The following is a 19,140-nucleotide window of genomic DNA, read 5'->3' as shown; positions in this document are numbered from 1 at the left end:
CACCGTGTCCCTCCGTGCCACAGCGCCACGACATTGAGGAGTTCGACCATGGCTGACGCGACCCGCAATCCCCTGCGCGGCCGAGTGGCGATCATCGGCATGGGTTGCCGACTACCCGGTGGCGCGTCAGACCACCGGGAGTTCTGGCGGAATCTGATAGACGGCAAAGACTGCATCACGCCGACGCCGGCCGATCGATACGACGTCTCCACGCTGGCCAGCCGCTACCAGGACAAGCCTGGGCGACTGGTCGGCGGTCGGGGCGGCTACATCGACGGCTTCGACGAGTTCGACCCCGCGTTCTTCGGGATCAGTCCGCGCGAGGCGGACCACATGGATCCGCAACAGCGCAAACTGCTGGAAGTGGCCTGGGAGGCGTTGGAGGACGGTGGTCAGCGGCCATCGGACCTCGCGGGAAGCGACGTCGCCGTCTACATGGGCGCCTTCACCCTGGACTACAAGATCCTCCAGTTCTCCGACCTCGGCTTCGGGTCGCTGGCCGCTCACACCGCCACCGGCACGATGATGACGATGGTGTCGAACCGGATCTCGTACTGCTTCGACTTCCGCGGGCCGAGCCTGTCCATCGACACCGCGTGCAGTTCCTCCCTGGTCGCCGTCCACCTGGCCTGCGAGAGCCTGCTCCGCGGGGAGACGACGCTCGCCCTCGCCGGGGGCGTGCTCCTGCACATGGCGCCGCAGTACACGATCGCCGAGACCAAGGGCGGATTCCTCTCCCCCGACGGCCGCTCCCGCACATTCGACGCGGCGGCCAACGGCTACGTACGGGCCGAGGGCGTGGGCGTCGTCGCATTGAAGCGACTGGAGGACGCCCTGCGCGACGGCGACCCCATCCACGCGGTGGTCGTCGGCAGCGGGGTCAACCAGGACGGCCGTACCAACGGCATCACCGTCCCCAACCCTGATGCGCAGGTCTCCCTCATCGAACGCGTCTGCGCCGAAGCAGGCATCACCCCGGGCGACTTGCAGTACATGGAGGCCCACGGCACCTCCACCCCCCTCGGCGACCCGATCGAGGCCAATGCGTTGGGTCGGGCACTGTCCATCGGACGTGCACCGGACGCAAAGTGCTACGTCGGATCGGTCAAGACCAACATCGGCCACACCGAGTCGGCCGCCGGTATCGCCGGACTGATCAAGACCGCGCTGTGCCTGCGCCACCGGCGCATCCCCCCGCACATCAATCTGGAACACCTCAACCCGGCGATCGACCTGGACTCCCTGCCCTATGAGATCCCCACGTCAGCCGTCGAATGGCCCGAACACCGCGGCCCCGCACGCGCAGGCGTGAACTCCTTCGGCTTCGGCGGCACCAACGCCCATGTCGTACTGGAGGAACCACCGCCGCGACAGGGGGACGAGACCTCGATCGCGCCGTCGCAGCGCACCTGGAACATCCTCCCGTTGACCGCTCGCAGCGCCGATGCACTCCCCCAGGTCGCCGCGGGCCTCCAGCGCGAACTCGCCGGATTTCACGGCCCCGCCGCATCGCTGACCGACATCGGTCACACACTGGCCCACCGCCGCCAGCACCTGGAGTCACGCCTCTCGCTCGTCCACACCTCCCGGGCATCGCTGGACGAGGCCCTCGCGGCCTACCTACGAGGCGAACCCCACCCTGGCGTGGTGCAGGGCCGACTGCTCGACGAGGCGGATCGACGCCTGGTGTGGGTCTTCACGGGGATGGGACCCCAGTGGTGGGGCATGGGCCGCGAACTCCTCACGACCGAGCCGGTCTTCCGCCAGGCGCTCCTGCGCTGCGACCGCGAGATCCGCGCACTCACCGACTGGTCGCTGATCGAGGAGATGACCGCGGACGAGGCCGAGTCCCGTATGGGTGAGACCTGGCTCGCCCAACCCGCCAACTTCGCACTCCAGATCGGGCTCGCGGCGCTCTGGCGTGCGCACGGGGTGCAGCCGGATGCCATCGTGGGTCACAGCACCGGCGAGATCGCCGCCTTCTACGAGGCCGGGGTGTACAGCCTGCGGGACGCGGTGCGCATCGCCGTGCACCGAAGCCGCCTCCAGCAGAAGCTGTCGGGCTCCGGCACCATGCTCGCCGTCAGCCTCTCCGAGGAGGAGGCCGACCGTCGTGTCCTGCCCTACGGGGACCGGGTGTCGATCGCGGCGGTCAACAGCCCCACGGCCGTCACCCTCGCGGGCGAGGAGGACGCACTCGCCGAACTCGCGGACACACTCCACAACGAGCAGGTCTTCACCAAGTTCCTCGCCGTGCGCGTGCCCTACCACAGCGCCGGCATGGAGTTGATCAAGGACGAGCTGCTGACCTCGCTGGCCGGGCTGGAACCCCGATCCGCCCGGGTGCCGCTCTACACCACGGCCTACGAAGGCGTCGCCGAAGGGCCGGAGTTGGATGCGCGGTACTGGTGGCGCAATGTACGAGAACGGGTCCGCTTCCGTGCCGCCGTCGACCGACTCGCGGCCGACGGACACCGACTGTTCCTGGAGATCGGCCCCCATCCGGTGCTGGGCCACTCCATCCGCGAGTCCCTCGAACAGCGGGAGCTGACCGGTCACGTCGTCCCCTCGATCCGCCGCCAGGAGCAGGAAGTCGACCGCTTCGCCGCGTCCCTGGCAACGCTCCACAACGCCGGCGTCCCCGTCGCCTGGGACGTCCTCCACCCCACGGGCTCACCCGTGACCCTGCCGCGCTACCCGTGGAAGCGCGACCGGCACTGGACGGAACCGGCACCGGTGGCACAGGTGCGACTCGGGCAGAACGACCATCCGCTCCTCGGTCGCCGCGCCGACCACCCCGATCCGACCTGGCAGGCCGAGATCGACAGCGAGGTGCTCCCCTATCTCGCCGACCACCGGATGCAGGACGCCGTCGTCTTCCCCGCGGCGGGCTATCTGGCGATGGCCGCGGAGGCCGTTCGTACGCTCACGGACGGCCAGCACGTGGTCCTCGCGGACATCGAGTTGCGCAGAGCGCTGTTCCTGCCCGAAGGGGAACGGAGAGCCGTGACGCTCTGCCTCTCCGCCGAGAGCGCAGCCTTCACCGTCGCCTCGACACCCGGTGGTGGAGGGCGCATGAGCGACGAACTGACCGTTCACACCACCGGTGTGGTCCGTACGGGACAGCGCCGGTCCTTCGGTGCCGCTCTTGAGCAGGACACCGTCCGCGCCCGGACTCTGCGCAGGCTCGACGGCGACGAGTGCTACCGCGCCCTCGCAGCACTGGGCTACCACTACGGTCCGGCCTTCCAGGCCATCGAGGAAGTGTGGATCGGCCCCGGTGAGGCCCTGGCACGCCTGCGCGCACCCGCACAGATCGACGGAGACACCGCCCGCCACCACATTCATCCCGTCCTGCTGGACGCCTGCTTTCAAACGCTCCTCACCCCACAACTGCTGCCCTCGGCGGCCCCGGCTTCAGGCAGTGGAATCCGACTGCCGCTCTCCATCGGCGAGGTGGGCATCGCTCCCATCGGGGACCAGCCCCTGTGGGTGCACGCCACCGTGACCCGCACGGACGGGACCGAACTCGTGGGCGACCTCGCCCTCCATGCGGAGGACGGTACGGCGCTCGGCCTGATCACGAGGTTCCGGGTGGCCGATGTGGAGAAGGCGTCCACCACGGTGGGTCTGGGGACGATCGACTCCTGGCTCACCGAGACGGTGTGGATCGACAGCCCCCTCACCCCGGCCACGGAAGTGGGGAACGCGGGCGCACAGGCTTTCGGCGTCGAGGCACTCACTCCCGGCGCGGCTGCCGACCGGGGCGACTGGCTCGTGTTCGCCGACTCCGGGGGCGTCGGTGCGGCACTGGCCGCGCTGGCCGCCGAACGGGGGGTGCGCTGCCATCTCGTACGCCCGGGAGACTCCTACCGGGCCGATGTCGAGCCCATGGGGCGACCCCGTGCCGCAGGTGGCGATTTCACGGTCGTTCCCGGGTCGACCGAGCAGTTGGAACGACTGTTCTGCGAGCTCCGGATGGGCGGCGAGAGCGTCTTCGGCGCAGTGGTCCACCTGTGGAATCTGGATCTTCCGGCACTCGGCACGGCCACGGACCTGGCGATGCACGGCAACACCGGCAGCTACTCGCTCGTCGCACTGGCCCGTGCCCTGTTGTCCTCCGGCGTCGGCGGTCGACTGCACATCGTCACCCAGGGTGCGCAGTCGGTGCTGCCCGGAGACCCGGTCGAGCCGTTGGGCGCTCCCGCGTGGGGGGTCGGGCGGGTGTTGTGGCAGCAGGAACTGACCGGGCACCGCGGCAAGCTGATCGACCTCGACCCTGCCGATCTCCACGACGTCCACGGTGGGGAGGGTGACCACCGGCGGGAGGAGATCGCCGACCGCCGGGCACGCGCCCTGCTAAATGAGATCACCACTCCGGACGAACAGGAGATCGCGCTCCGCGGCGCGCGCCGCCTCACCAGCAGGATTCGACAGGCGACCGATCTCACCCAGCCGCTCCCGCTGCGGTTGCGGCAGGACGGCAGCTATCTGGTGACCGGGGCGTTCGGAGCGTTGGGGCGGCTGTTGTGCCGCACCCTCGTCAAACGCGGTGCCCGTCGGCTGATCCTGTTGGGACGCACCCGGTTGCCCGACCGCGACCGGTGGGGTCTGATCGATCCGGCCACTCCCGAGGGTCGGGCGATCGCCTTCCTGAAGGAGTTGGAGGCGCTGGGGGCGCACCCGATCATCGCCAGGGTCGACATCACCGACGAACAAGCCCTCACCGCGTGGCTCGACGAGCACCGGCGCGGCGATCCACCTCCGATCCGGGGGGTGTTCCATCTGGCCGCCCAGGTGCGGGACGCTCTCGTACCGGAGATGGACCGGGAGACCTTCGATGCGGTGCACGGCCCCAAGGCCATCGGGGCGCACCTCCTCCATCGCCATCTGCGGGACGAGCCGCTGGAGCACTTCGTGCTCTTCTCCTCGATCGCCTCCCTGTTGACGACGGCGGGGCAGACCAACTACGCATCGGCCAACGCCTTCCTGGACGCGCTCGCACAGCACCGCAGGGCGCAGGGTCTGCCTGCCCTCAGCATCAACTGGGGCCCGTGGGCCACCGGGATGATCGAGGAACTGGGCCTGGTCGACCACTACCTCAACAACCGGGGAATGAGCTCCCTGGCACCGGACGTGGGCATGGCCGTGCTGGAACGCATCATCGGTCAGGACCGGGCGCAACTGCTCGTGGCGACCGTGGTCGACTGGCCGGTGTTCGTCTCCTGGTACGGCACGGCGCCCGACCTGGTGGCCGAGTTGGCTGCCTCGGCACCTTCGAGCCGACTGAGCGCCGGACACGACCTGATCGACTCGTTCCGGGCCGCTGATACGGAGGAGGAGCGCCGTTCGCTGGTGTCCGAACGCTTCACGGCTCTGGCAGCGTCCGTGCTGCGCACCGCGCCCGAGCAGATCGAGGCGGCGGCAGGGCTCGGGGTGCTCGGTCTGGACTCCCTGTTGGCGATGGAGTTGCGGGGACGTATCCAGGCCGACTTCGGGATCGCGCTGCCGGTGGTCGCGCTGCTGAGCGGCACACCGGTGGCGGACCTCACCGCCCAGGTGCACGAAGCACTGGAGGCTCTTGTGACGAGCGAGAGCGAGTCGAAGGCCCCGGTGGCGTGGGAGGTCTTCGAGAGCGAGCACGAGTACCCCCTGACACAGAACCAGCAGGCGTTGTGGTTCCTCAAGCAGCTCAATCCCGACGGCTACGCCTACAACATCGGCGGGGCCGTGGAGATCGGGGTGGAGCTTGATCCGGATCTGATGTTCGAAGCGGTGCGGCGTACGGTCGCCAGGCACCCGGCGCTGCGGACCAACTTCCTCCTCATCGACGGGCAGGCTGTCCAGCGGGTCCATGAGGACGCAACCGCGGACGTGCAGTTGTTCGACGTACAGGGCCAGGCGTGGGAGGACGTCCACCGCACGATCGTCAGCGAGTACCGCAAGCCGTACGACCTCGCTCATGACCCGCTGTTTCGTTTCCGACTGTTCAAACGGGCTCCGGACCGCTGGGTGATGATGAAGGCGGTCCACCACATCGTCTCGGACGCCATCTCGACCTTCACCTTCATCGAGGAACTGCTCGCCGTCTACGAGGGCCTGCGGCGCGACACCGAACCGCAGCTACCGGCGGTGTCCGCCCGCTACCTCGACTTCCTCAACGACCAGAACCGCTTCCTGGCCGGCCCGGAGGCCGGTCGGATGCTCGACTACTGGCGCTCGCACCTGCCGGAGCGGGTGCCGCTCCTCGACCTTCCCGTCGACAAGCCCCGACCCGCCGTGCAGACCCACAACGGTGCATCGGAGTTCTTCGTCCTGGACACCGAGCTCAGTGCACGCGTCCATGAGTTGGCGCGTGCCCACCAGGTGACGCCCTTCGTGGTGCTGCTGAGCGCCTACTACGTCCTGTTGCACCGGTACTCGGGACAGGACCACCTCATCGTCGGCAGTCCGGTGACCGGCCGCACTCGGCAGGAGTTCTCCTCCGTGTACGGCTACTTCGTCAATCCGCTCCCCCTCCATGCGGATCTGTCGGGGGAACCATCGGTGGCAGCCCTCCTGGAACAGGTCCGGCGCACCGTGCTGGGCGGGCTGGACAACCAGGAGTACCCGTTCGTCCTGCTGGTCGACAAGCTCGGCCTCCAGCACGACCCCAGCCGGTCCGCGGTCTTCCAGGCCATGTTCATCCTGCTCACCCACAAGGTGGCGACGGAGAAGTACGGATACCGGCTGAAGTACATCGAACTCCCCGAGGAGGAGGGCCAGTTCGATCTGACGCTCTCCGTCTACGAGGACGAGGCGGAACACCGATTCCACTGTGTGTTCAAGTACAACACCGATCTCTTCCTGCCGGAGACGATGGAGCGGCTGGCGTCGCACTATGTCCATCTCCTCGACCAGTTGACCCGGGCTGCCACCGATGTGCCCGTCACCGAGTTGGAGATGCTGGGGAGCGCGGAACACCATCGGCTGGCACATGAGTGGAGTGGTGCACAACGCCTTGCCCTCACGACGGACCGTGCCACGGAATCCGAGCCCTTGGTGGCCGTGCACGAGCGCATCCGGGAACGGGCGGCGGAGCGCCCCGACACGATCGCCGTACGCGTACCCCCAGCGCCCGGAAGCGACGGCAGGCATCTGACGTACGCCGAACTGGACCATCGGTCCGACCTGCTGGCCGTGCGGCTGACCGCCCTGGGGGTCGCCCCGGGCAAGGTGGTCGCCCTCTGCCTCGACAAGTCACCGGAGCTGATCGTCGCCCTGGTGGGGGTGTTGAAGGCGGGTGGAGCCTATCTGCCGATCCAGCCGGACCATCCGGTGGAGCGGATCACCCAGATGGTGCACACATCGAACGCCGTATTGCTGGTCGTGGGCGACATCACGGGCCGGGCGGGGCTGCCGGGCCTGCCCGTCGAGACGCTCACACTGGCCGAGTTGGGGTTGCCCGCACCCGGTCAGTCCGATCCGCTCGTGCCGTCGCCGGACACGCCCGTCTCCACCCCACTGGTCCCCGTACACAGCCCCGAGGACCTCCCGGGTCCGATCGTAGCCGTGGGCCCGGACTCGCCCGCGTACCTCATTCACACCTCGGGGTCCACCGGCCGTCCCAAGGCCGTGCAGGTCAGCCACCGCAATCTCGCCTCGGCGTACGGCGCGTGGCGCGACGAGTACGGGTTGGCCGATCTCGGTGTCCACCTCCAGATGGCGGCTCCCTCCTTCGACGTGTTCACGGGTGATGTGGTGCGGGCGCTGTGTTCCGGCGGCCGTCTGGTGCTGGTCGACCGTGACCTCCTCTTCGACACCGCGCGGCTGTACCGCACGATGCGGGAGGAGGGCGTCGACTGCGCCGAGTTCGTCCCGGCGGTGGTGCGCGGTCTGATGGACCACTGTGAGGCCGATTCGGTGGGGCTGGACTTCATGCGGCTGCTGATCGTGGGTTCCGACGCCTGGAAGGTGGAGGAGTACCAGCGGTTGCGGGCCCTGGCCGGTCCGCTCACCCGAGTGGTCAACTCTTACGGCGTCACCGAGGCCACCATCGACAGCGCCTACTTCGAGGGTCCGGTCGATGATCTGGAGCCCGGCCGGATGGTACCGGTCGGCGAGCCGCTCGCCAACAGCACCCTCCACATCCTCGACCGGCACGGCGAACCGGTGCCGCCCGGCGTGCCCGGTGAGCTGTGGATCGGCGGCGCGGGAGTGGCGACCGGGTACGTCGGCGACCCGGACCAGACGGCGGAGCGGTTCGTCACCCGGAGGCTGAGCCGCCGGCCCGACGCCGAACCCGTCCGGCTGTACCGAAGCGGCGACCTCGCCCGCTGGGACGCGCGGGGGCGCATCCATCTGCTGGGCAGGGCCGACACCCAGATCAAACTGCACGGGCATCGGATGGAGATCGAGGAGATCGAATCCCGGCTGGCCCAGTGGCCTGGGCTGGCACGCACGGTGGTCGTGGTGCGCCCGGATGCCCGGGGCGAGGCAGCGCTCTGCGCGTACTGCGTCCCCGAGGTGGGGGCCACCGTGGACCGGCGCGCACTGCGGCGCCATCTCGCCGGCTTCCTCCCCACCTACATGATCCCCTCCTACTTCATCGAACTACCCGCACTGCCGCTGACCGCGCACGGCAAGGTGGACACCACCGCACTGCCCGCGCCGCCGAACGCGCACGGAGTCAACACCGACGCGGAGCCGGAGTACGAGGCGCCTACCACCCCGTACGAGGAGAGGGTCGCGCACCACTGGAGGGCCCTGCTGGGTCGGGAGTCGATCGGTCTGGAGCACGACTTCTTCGAATGCGGCGGCAGTTCGATCAAGCTGATCGAACTGATCCACCACCTCCAGGGCGAGTTCGGCATCACCATCCCCGTCAGCAGGTTGTACCGAGTCACCACCCTGCACGGAATGGCCGCGGCGGTGGAGGAGCTCGTCGAACGGGGACCCGCAGACCACACGCCCTACATCGGTTTCAACACCGGCCCGGGTGAGCGCGTCTTCTGCTTCCCGCCGGCAGGCGGCCACGGTCTCGTCTACCGGGGGTTCGCCGGGCATCTGCCGCAGTACCGGTTCGTCGCGTTCAACTACCTACCGGGCGGCGACAAGGTCACCCGGTACGCCGATCTGGTCGAGAACGTCCAGCCCCGGGGCCGCTGCCTCCTGCTCGGCTACTCCCTCGGCGGCAACCTCGCCTTCGAGACGGCCAAGGAGTTGGAGCGCAGGGGGCGCGAGGTAGCCCATGTGATCATCCTTGACTCCCATCGCATCCAGGAGCCGTACATCGCAGGTCAAGAGCACATCGACGCCTTCGAAGGCGAGCTCCGAGAACACCTGCGCAAGCACACGGGATCGGACATCGTCGCCCGGGAGACGCTGGAGCACGCTGCGGAGTACCTCGCCTTCTGCGGTCGCACCCCCAACGTCGGAGAGGTCGCGGCCACGGTCAGCGTCATCACGGACGAGGAGAAGACGGAGCTCTACGCAGCCGGTGCGTACGGCACCTGGGAGGGCAGTTCCACCACCGCACACACCGTGCTCCGCGGCTCGGGCATCCATGCGGACATGCTTGATCCGGGGCATCTCGCCCGCAACACCGAACTCGTGCACCGAGTGTTGTCGACGCAAGGAACCGCCCATGCCCGATGAAGGCACGTCCGACTGGACCAGCCGCCCGCCCACGACACCCGAGCGGAAGCGCACGCCTCCCACCAAACCCCGGGTGATCGTCATCGGTGCCGGTGTGGCGGGGATGTCGACCGGCTGCTACGCACAGATGAGCGGCATGCAGACCATGATCCTGGAGAAGCACGTGCTTCCCGGGGGCTGCTGCACGGCCTGGGCCCGTGACGGATACGTCTTCGACTACTGCATCGAGTGGCTGATCGGCACGGCGCCTGGGAACGAGGCGCACCAGGTGTGGCGTGAACTCGGGGCACTCGACGGGAAGTCCATCACCCACTTCGACATGTTCAACCGGGTCGTCGACGAGGACGGCCGCTCGGTCACGTTCTACAACGATCCCCAGCGCCTTGAGCAGCACCTGTTGGAGCTGTCACCGGGCGACGCACGACTGATCGAGTCCTTCTGCCGGGACCTGCGCAGATTCTGCTCCATCGAGCTCTACCCCTTCCTGACCGCACCGGCGCTACGGACCGTCCGGGAGCGGGCGGCGATCCTCAGGACCGTGCTCCCCGCGTTCCGGCTGTTCTGGCGGACGGCGGCGACACCGATGCACACCTTCGCTGACCGATTCCAGGACCCGTTGTTGCGCAGGGCCTTCCGCAACATCTTCTTCCAGGACCCCGAGGGCTTCCCCCTGCTGCCGTACCTGTTCAACATGGCGGGCGCCCATCACCGGAACGCCGGTTTTCCGCAGGGCGGATCGCTCGGTCTGGCCCGGTCGATCGAGGAGCGCTACACCTCGCTGGGCGGCTCGATCAGCTATCGGGCCCGCGTCGCCCGGGTCCTGGTGGAGGACGACCGCGCAGTGGGGGTGCAACTGACCAACGGCAAGCGGTACTACGCCGACCATGTCGTCTCCGCCTGCGACGGCCACACCACCATCTATTCGCTGCTCGGCGGGCGGTACACCGGACCGCGGATCGAGAAGCTCTACGACGAGTTGCTGAACGCCCCCGGCGCCCTCTTCCCCGCCGTGGTCTCCGCCTTCGTCGGGGTGGCGGGAGACCTCGGCGACGACCGGACGCACAGCACCACCTACCTCCTCTCCCCCGAGGACGCCGAACGGCTGCCCGGCGCCCTGCAACAGAGCCTCGTGGTGCAATTGCGCTCCCGCTACTCCGATGGGTTCGCACCACCGGGGAAGTCGGTGATCCACTGCACCTACTTCAGCGACTACACCTACTGGAAGAAGCTGCGCTCCAGCGACCGCAAGGAGTACTGGGCGCAAAAGCGCCGTGTGGCGGCGTTCGTCCGTGAGTTCCTTGAGCGGCACCGCCCCGGCATCGCCGAGCGGATCGAACTGGTCGACGTGGCATCACCGGCCACCACCAAGCGGTACACCGGGAACTTCGACGGCAGCATCCTGGCCTGGAAGGCGTTCTCGGAAGCGGACGACGTGGCCGCGAAACTCGTCGGCAAGGACCGTATGCGGTTGCCGGGACTGCGTGACTTCTCCATGGCGGGCCAGTGGGTCGGCCTCGGCGGGCTGATCCGCGCCGCGTCGACCGGCCGGTTCGTCACCCAGTACCTCTGCGAGGAGTGGGGGTTGCCCTTCACCGCGTGGGAGAGCACACCGACCGAGCCTTGGCATCGCGACAAGCTCGGGCACCTGCCGCAGTTGGATCGACGGCCGGGTCGGGACGGCTCCGGTTCCGGTTCATGACGACGAGTCCCCGGGCGTCCGGCGCGGGAGAAGGGGAATCCGTGGCGCAATCGACGCGCGAGCGAAAAACGATGATCGTCATCGGAGCGGGGCTCGGTGGACTGTCCACCGGGTGCTACGCCCAGATGAACGGCTATCGGGCCCACATCATGGAGATGCACGAGATCCCGGGCGGTTGTTGCACCTCCTGGGAGCGCGGCGACTTCACCCTGGACTGCTGCATCAGCTGGCTATTGGGGAGCGGTCCGGGCAATGAGATGCACCAGATCTGGTTGGAGTTGGGTGCCCTCCAGGGCAAGGAGATACGCCACTTCGACGTGTTCAACATCGTCCGCGACCGCGAGGGCCGGTCCGTGCACTTCTATTCGGACCCCGACCGGCTCCAGGCCCACCTCATCGAGATCTCCCCTGCCGACGCCCCCTTGATCCGGAAGTTCTGCAACCAACTGCGGGCGTTTCGCCGGTGCCTCGCGGTCTACCCCTTCCTCAAACCGGTTGGTCTCATGGGCAGGGCCGAACGCTGGCGCATGCTGGCCTCGTTCCTGCCGTACTTCAATGTCATCCGCACCTCCATCACCGTACTGATGACGCAGTACTCCGCACGGTTCAAGGACCCGCTGCTGCGCGAGGCGTTCAACTTCATCCTCTACGAGAAGCACTCCGCGTTCCCGGTGCTGCCGTTCCACTTCCAGTTGGCATCGCACGCCAATCTCTCCGCGGGCGTTCCCGAGGGCGGATCGTTGGGTCTTGCCACCTCCATCGAGCAGCGCTTTCGCCGGCTCGGTGGTGAGGTGACGTACAACGCGAAGGTGGACGAGGTACTCGTCGAGGGCGACCGCGCGGTCGGCGTCCGGCTGACCGACGGTCGGGTGTACCGGGCGGACATCGTGGTCTCCGCCTGCGATGGTCACACCACCATGATGAAGCTGCTCAAGGGCCGCTACCTCAACGACGCCTACCGTCGGCTGTACACGGAGACGATCCTCGAACCGGGCATGGTCTTCCCCGGCTACTTCACTCTGTTCCTCGGTCTCAGACGTCCGTTCCCCGAAGGGGAGCCGTGCACGACGCACCTCCTGGACGACTCCTTGGCGGCGCAGCTCACCGGTATCCGCCATCCGAGCATCAATGTGCAGTTCCGCAGCCTGCACTACCCGGAGCTGTCCCCCCATGACACCACGGTCGTCTACGCCACCTACTTCAGTGACATCGAGCCGTGGCGGGCCCTCGACGAAGGCCCCGAGCAGGCCAGTCGCCGGCGCGGCGGCCAGGAGTTGCACACCCTGCCGGTACGGCACGGACGGGGGTACTACGCGGCCAAACGGCAGGCGCGCAACGCGATCGCGCGGTTCCTGGAGGAGCTCTACCCGGGCATCGAGGACGCGATTGCGGTGCGCGATGTGTCGAGTCCGCTCACCCAGGTCCGCTACACGGGCAACTACGACGGAACGGTACTCGGTTGGCAACCCTTCGTGGAGAGCGGGGAGACCCTGGAGGAGTTGGTCAAGAAGCACGGGCCCGGGGTGCCGGGGTTGGCGAACTTCTACCAGTCCGGGGTGTGGGCCACCACCGGTGGACTCATCCGGGCCGCGGCGGCGGGACGTCACGTCATGCAGTTCGTCTGCCGCGACGATCAGCGTCCTTTCACCGCATCGGTGGATGAGAGCGGCCCCCCTCCGACCCATGTCGTCATCCCCGTGGGAATCCGGGCCACCGCGCAGAACGGCACGTCGGGTCCCAACGACGCGTCGGGGCGGCCGGAGCACACACGGGGGGCAGTGCCGAGGGGTGCGGAATGAGCCGTGCGATCGAGGAGCCGCAATGAAGACCCAGAAATGGGTGGTCCGGGAACACATGGAGGGCGTTCCCGATGTGGAGCGCGTCTACGAAAAGGTGGTCGAGGACCTGGTGGTGGATCTCGCCCCCGACGAGATGCTGCTGCGGACGCTGTACGTCTCGGTCGACCCCTATCTCCAGGGCATCGCCCTGGACACTCCGCTCGGGGACCACATGGGAGCGGACTCCATCATGGAAGTGGTGGAAGCCGGCCCACGTGCCGCGCACGGGGTCGGTGACCTGGTGCAGGGCTTCGGCGGCTGGCGTACACATCTGATCAGCACCGGAGCGGCCTCCCCCTGGCAGACGGGAAGCTTCCCGATGGTGTTTCCCGCCTACCGCAGGCTGGATCCACGGTGGTACGACGATGCCCTGCCGCTGGCCACGGCATTGAGTGCCCTGGGCGGACCGGGCATGACGGCCTGGGGAACACTGACCAAGTTCATGACGGTGCGTCCCGGTGAGACGGTGGTGGTCAGCGGGGCATCGGGACAGGTCGGCTCGCTGGTGGGGCAACTGGCGAAGCGTGCGGGCGCCCGGGTGGTGGGGTCCACCGGATCCGCGTGGAAGGCGGAGCGCCTCCTTGAGTTGGGTTTCGACGAGGTCATCGAGTACCGCAGCGGTGACAGTGTCGACCGGGTGGCCGCGGCGCTGCGCCGCACTGCGCCGGACGGCGTGGACAAGTACTTCGACAATCTGGGCGGTGCTTTCACGGATGCCGTGTTCACCCGGCTCAATGTCGGCAGTCAGGTCGCCGTCTGTTGGCAGTGGGCGACCCAGGTGGGGCGGGAGGACACGGGTCCGCGTCTGCTGCCCTACATCATGTTTCCCCGTGCGACGATCCGCGGGATCTTCTCGCTCGAATGGTTCACCGCCGCGAACTGGCAGGCACTCCACACCGATCTGGGCGGCCGGATCAGACGCGGTGAGGTGAGGTGCGACCACACCTTCCACCATGGTTTCGAGAGCATCCCGGGTGCGTACGCCAGCCTCTACCAGGACCAGCGTAAGTGGATGGGAAAGGTGCTGGTGGAGCTCTGACGGCACCTCCCTGCACCGCTGCGGATCGGGACGGTCGTCCCTTCCGGACCGCACATCCATGGCGCTGTCCCGTCAGCCCGGGGCGGGTCGCCCCTTCGCCTCCATCCGCTCGGGTGGTTCGCCGTCCGAGCTGTGCCGACCGACCGCTGTTGCCATCTCATCGTTGGGGCCAGGAGGAACCATGTCCACCGCTTCGAACGCCGACTCATGTCCCCACCGCTCCGCCAAGCCGCCGATGCACCGCATCGACTTCGGTGAGGTGGGACCGCCCCGGCCCACCCGACTTCCGGACGGCACACCGGCCTGGCTGGCCAGCCGGTATCCGGACGTACGCCAGGTGCTGTCCGACGCCCGGTTCGCCCGTTCTCCCCTGTACGCGGCGGACGCACCGGCCCTGGCCGCCGCACCCGATCTCGTGAGCAACCCCGATCTGATGTTCAATCAGGACGGCGAGGACCATCTGCGACTGCGGTCCATCCTGCGCCGTGCGTTCACCCCGAGGGCGGTCGCCCGCTGGCAGCCCTGGATCGCGGCGATGGTCGAGCAGTGCCTCGATGCGCTGGCCGAGAAGCGACCACCGGTGGATGTGGTGGCCGAGTACGCCCTTCCCCTGCCGGTGATGGTGATCAGTAGGTTGATGGGACTCGACGACTCGGTGCGTCCCCAGTTGCGGCACTGGGCCGAGCACGCCTTTTCGGACGGCTCGCACGACGAGAAGGAGGTGTCGGACGTGTTGGAGGAGTTCTCCGCGTTCGGTGCCGATTTGCTCGACCGTCGGCGTCATGAGCCCGGGGACGATCTGGTGAGCAGTCTGGTCACCGCCGCCGACCAGGAGGGCGGCATCCCGGAGGTGCAACTGGTCCAGTTGGTGTGCGGACTGGTGGTCGGAGGTCACGACAGCACCATGACCATGCTGAGCAACACCCTGCTGTATCTGTTGGGAGAACGCCCGGAGGTCTGGCGGCGACTGGGGTCCGACGAAGGGGCGGCGGAGGTGCTGGCGGATCGGCTCCTGCATCTGGTGCCGCTCGGCGACGACCGGGGCAGTGCCCGTCACGCCATGGAGGACGTCGAGGTCGGAGGTGTTCTGATTCCCGCGGGATCCGTGGTGCTGGCCGACTGCTCCATGGCCAATCGCGACCCGGACGTCTATCCGCCCCGTCCCTTCGACGATCTCTTCGCACCACTGGAGCGGCCCACGCTCGCCTTCGGTGCCGGTCCGCACTACTGCCTGGGGGCGTGGCTCGCACGGCTGGAACTCCGGCTGGGTCTGCATCGCATCGCCGCCCGGTTCCCGACCCTACGGCTCGACGAGCCGGCCGATGCAGTGCAGTGGCGGCTGGGCTCCACCTCGCGCGGCCCCCGCAGTCTTCAGGTGAGCTGGTAGCACATCGATCGGCGTCCCTCACCGGGACCGATGGACGCCGATGCCCCAACTCGGCTCAGCACAGCTCCAAGCGACACCGCTCGATTCAGCGCACCTCACAACGATCGCACCAGCCTGCGCAACGTGGGCAGGGTCATGGCCGCAACCAGGGTGCTCACCACTCCGACCGCCGCATAGAGCACGAAGGTGTCACGGGGCGAAGCGACGGTGGAGATGCCACCGGCGACCGCGGCACCGAGCGCGATCCCGGTGGTCACCTGTGCGGTCCACAGACCGGCGACCCGGCCGCGGAACTGGTCCGGTGTGTTCTCCTGCACGATCGTGAACCGCAGGACGTCACCGGCGAGCCGGCCGATACCGAACACGGCGAGCCCGACCAGGGCCCAGATCAGCCCTCCCCCGAGCCCCGTGGTGGCGAGTCCCACGGCCGACACCAGCACCGCACCGATCGCCAGGGCTCCGGTTCGCCGTACCGTACCGGTCCAACCGCTGGTCAGGGAGCCGATCAAGGCACCGATAGCGGGGGCCGCATAGAGCAGTCCCAGTCCTTCGGGACCGACCTTGAGGACCTGCTCCCCGTACTCCGGCAGCAGAACGCTCCAGCCCGACAGCACCATAGCGATCACACCGACGAGCAGTGCGGGCCCCACGATGCGGTCGCGGGAGACGAATCGGATGCCCGCCCCGAGCGACTGGAGCACAGTTTCGCTCCGGGCGGCCTCGGTCGGGGGCATCGACGGCAGTCGGGTGAGACAGGTCACGGTGACCACCCCGGCGCCGGCGCAGACCGCGTAGTTCACCCAGAAGTCCGTGGCGGTGACGAGCAGTCCACCGAGGGCGGGGGCCGTTGCGGAGCCGAGGTCGGCCATGAGTGCGAGCAGGGCACCGGCTGCGGGAAGCTTGTCCTGGGCCACCAGACCGGGCGTCGCGGCCATCAAAGCCGTGCCCGACACACCGTCGGCGATGCCCTCGACCATCCCGCAGAGATAGATCACCCACAGATGCTGCTCGGGGAGGGCAGCGTTCACCGCGAGTACGGCGAAGGCAAGGCCGGCCGCGGAACGTGCGATGAGGATGACCCGCCGACGGTCCGCCCGGTCGGCCAACACCCCACCGAGCAGGGTGCCCACGAAGGCCGCGATGCCCACCGCCACGCTGACCGACGCCACACCGACCGTGGAACCGGTGAGGGAATAGACCTGGAGCGGTACGGCGACCATGGCGAAACCCAGGCCGAACACGGCGACGGTCCGGGCGATGAACACGTACCGGAACGCGCGGCCCCGAAGCGGTGTCACATCCAGAACGAGACGTCCCACGTCAACGCACCGTCCGTCGCGGGCACACGAGCGTCAGGGGACCGGCCCCTGTCGCACCGCCCGGCGTGTGTGCGTCCGTGCGGGTGCCGTGTTCGGCCGCGGGCACGGCGGTCCCGGCATCGAACGGCGTTCTCTGCATGCCACCCCTCCTCGTGAAGTCAGAAGCACCCTACTTAATTGCGAATCCGATTCGCAATTGTTGAGCGAGGTCAGAGCCCTAGCGAGAACCAGCCAGGCAGCGCGGAGCACTACGCTGTCCCCGTGGTTCCCAAGACAAATCCCGCGTCCCGCCGACGCCCCGGACCGAAGCCCCGACTGAGCCGCGAAAGGATCGTCGATGCCGCTCTGGGGCTGGGCATCGAGCAGGTCTCGATCAACGCCGTCGCCAGCGCCCTGGGGGCGGCCCCGGCCAGCCTGTACCGCTATATCGACAGCCTCGACGACCTCCTGCTCTCAGCGTTGGAGAAAGCCTTCGCCAACGCTCCTCTCCCCGGCGGTGAGCAAGGGTGGCGGAACTATCTGGAGACCGAGGCCAGGACCCGTTTCGAGCTGCTCACCCGCTATGCCGGATTGCTGACGGACGGGGTGACGGGGCTGGAAAAGGCCGCTGTCAGACGGTTCGAGCAGTTGGTCCAGGGGCTGGTTCCGTTGGGGTTCGGCGTCGATGACGCGGTGCTGGCCGTCGATGCCGTCCTCGATCTGATCCATGACGGGGCGGCGCAGATCGCGCATCTGCGCACCCGTGGACATCAGGAACCGGACGCCCAGCCCTTCGAAGCCCCTGAGGTCCGCGCGGCATTCCGACGTGTCCAGGACGCGCCGCACGAGCACCTCTGGCGCAAGTTGACGATCGTCCTCGACGGACTGGCGGTCCGGCAGGCGGGCGGGAGCCTCTCGGCGCTCGCGTCACCCTGAGTCCACAGCACGGCTCCGATCCGCCCCGGGGCGTGTTGTCAATGTCCCGCCTATCCGTCCCGCACGGGAGGATCGCCGCCCCTCCAGGGGCGGCTGCTGGATCACCACTCAACGGTGTGCGCGTGGAACATGTTGAATCCCAGGGTCGCCTTGCCGATGTATTCGAGACACTCGTTCGGCTTCGCCGGCATCACCGCACAGAAGGCGGATTCACGCATCAGTCGGCCCAGCGGCGCGCCCTGGCGCATGCCCGCGGATCCACAGATGCGCGCGGCACTCACCGCGAGCCGGGGGGCCACCTCTCCGAGCAGATACTTGGCGGCGTGCACGGCGGTGTTGGCAGCCAGGCTGCCGCGCTGCTCGTCGACGAGCCCGGCGGCCGTGTAGGTCAGAGAACGCACGGCTGCCAGTTGGACCACCAGCTCGGCGAGCTCGGCGCGGACGACCGCGGAGTCGCGCCGTCCGGGCGCAGCGGCGACGAATTCGGTGGTGTAGCGGACGATGGCGCCGGCGATTCCGAGATAGGCACCGAGATATCCGGCCACCATCCAGTGCGGCTCGCGCACGAGTTTGAACAGGGACACACCGTCGACTCCGAGGAAGAGCCGTTCCTCCCCGAGGGCCACCTTGTTGAGGGTCATCGAGGCCGTCTCGGTACCGCGTAGGGCTATCCCGTCCCAGACGTCCCCGAAGGTGACGCCCGGGTCGTCCTTGGCCACCACGAAGTGGGACACCTCATCGTGTCCGTCGGCGCCCTCCGGCACCGCGGCGACCACGTAGTAGTCGGCCACCCCCGCGAGGGAGACGAAGGACTTCCGTCCGTGGAGGACATAGCCGTCACCGACCCGCTCGTACGTTGTGCTCAGTCCGCGCAGTTTGGCGCCCGAACCCGGCTCCGAGGTGGCCGATGCGAACATCCTGCCGTTGCGGGCGACCTCCTCGAAGGTCCAGTCGCGAAAGCGCCGTGCCGGTTTCGGCAGATCCGCATCGGCCGCCTCGCACAGCGAGCCGATGGCCACGTTGTGCATGTTGAACCCGAGCGCTGCCGCGCCGTCGCCGAGAGCCAACTCCTCCAGCACCTTGGTGTACTGGGTGAAGGACAGTGCGTTGCCGCCCGCCGATCGGGGCAGCAGCACGCTCAGCAGCCCGGAATCCTTGATGATCTGGTAGCTGGGGCGGGGGTCCGCGCCCGTGTCCACCGCGGCGGCGTGTTCTGCCAGCTGTTCGGCCGTGCGCCGGGCGAGGTCCAGGACCGAGGGCTCGGACGTCGTGCTGGTGTTCATGGCTCTCCCTGCTCGAAGGGGACG

Annotated in this window: 8 protein-coding genes; 6 read left to right on the top strand and 2 right to left on the bottom strand. The window is 68.2% G+C overall.

The features are described 5' to 3' along the window. Positions 1–48: 48 nt before the first annotated feature. From OID54_RS36185 to OID54_RS36165, 5 genes are all read left to right on the top strand, one after another. Positions 49–9,636: a non-ribosomal peptide synthetase/type I polyketide synthase gene (locus OID54_RS36185; protein WP_329026705.1), complete on the top strand. Its 9,588-nt coding sequence runs from the start codon at positions 49–51 to the stop codon at positions 9,634–9,636. Next, positions 9,626–11,335, top strand: a complete 1,710-nt coding sequence (locus tag OID54_RS36180) for a phytoene desaturase family protein (protein WP_329026703.1) — start codon at positions 9,626–9,628, stop codon at positions 11,333–11,335. Before OID54_RS36185 ends, OID54_RS36180 begins: the two co-directional genes overlap by 11 nt. 71 nt (positions 11,336–11,406) lie before the next feature. After that, entirely contained in the window at positions 11,407–13,134 is a 1,728-nt protein-coding gene (locus OID54_RS36175; RefSeq protein ID WP_329027991.1) for a phytoene desaturase family protein, read from the top strand. Positions 13,135–13,156: 22 nt separating this feature from the next. Further along, positions 13,157–14,212, top strand: coding sequence for an MDR family NADP-dependent oxidoreductase (locus OID54_RS36170; protein ID WP_329026701.1), 1,056 nt, complete (start codon positions 13,157–13,159; stop codon positions 14,210–14,212). A 181-nt stretch (positions 14,213–14,393) separates the two neighbouring features. Further along, positions 14,394–15,599, top strand: a complete 1,206-nt coding sequence (locus tag OID54_RS36165) for a cytochrome P450 (RefSeq protein ID WP_329026700.1) — start codon at positions 14,394–14,396, stop codon at positions 15,597–15,599. A 95-nt stretch (positions 15,600–15,694) separates the two neighbouring features. Here OID54_RS36165 and entS read toward each other — a convergent pair whose 3' ends face one another. Then, positions 15,695–16,918, bottom strand: a complete 1,224-nt coding sequence (gene entS / locus OID54_RS36160) for an enterobactin transporter EntS (protein WP_329026698.1) — start codon at positions 16,916–16,918, stop codon at positions 15,695–15,697. Positions 16,919–17,179: 261 nt separating this feature from the next. Here entS and OID54_RS36155 point away from each other — a divergent pair, with 261 nt between their 5' ends. Beyond that, positions 17,180–17,833, top strand: coding sequence for a hypothetical protein (locus tag OID54_RS36155; RefSeq protein WP_329026696.1), 654 nt, complete (start codon positions 17,180–17,182; stop codon positions 17,831–17,833). Positions 17,834–17,934: 101 nt separating this feature from the next. Here OID54_RS36155 and OID54_RS36150 read toward each other — a convergent pair whose 3' ends face one another. Then, the gene (locus OID54_RS36150) at positions 17,935–19,116 is read right to left on the bottom strand and encodes an acyl-CoA dehydrogenase family protein (RefSeq protein WP_329026695.1); all 1,182 of its coding nucleotides are present in this window, start codon (positions 19,114–19,116) and stop codon (positions 17,935–17,937) included. Positions 19,117–19,140 lie beyond the last annotated feature (24 nt).

It is taken from the genome of Streptomyces sp. NBC_00690, assembly GCF_036226685.1.
Taxonomy (GTDB): Bacteria; Actinomycetota; Actinomycetes; order Streptomycetales; family Streptomycetaceae; genus Streptomyces.
The sequence above is the reverse complement of the archived record's forward strand: the minus strand, read 5'-3'. Positions and strand labels throughout refer to the sequence as shown.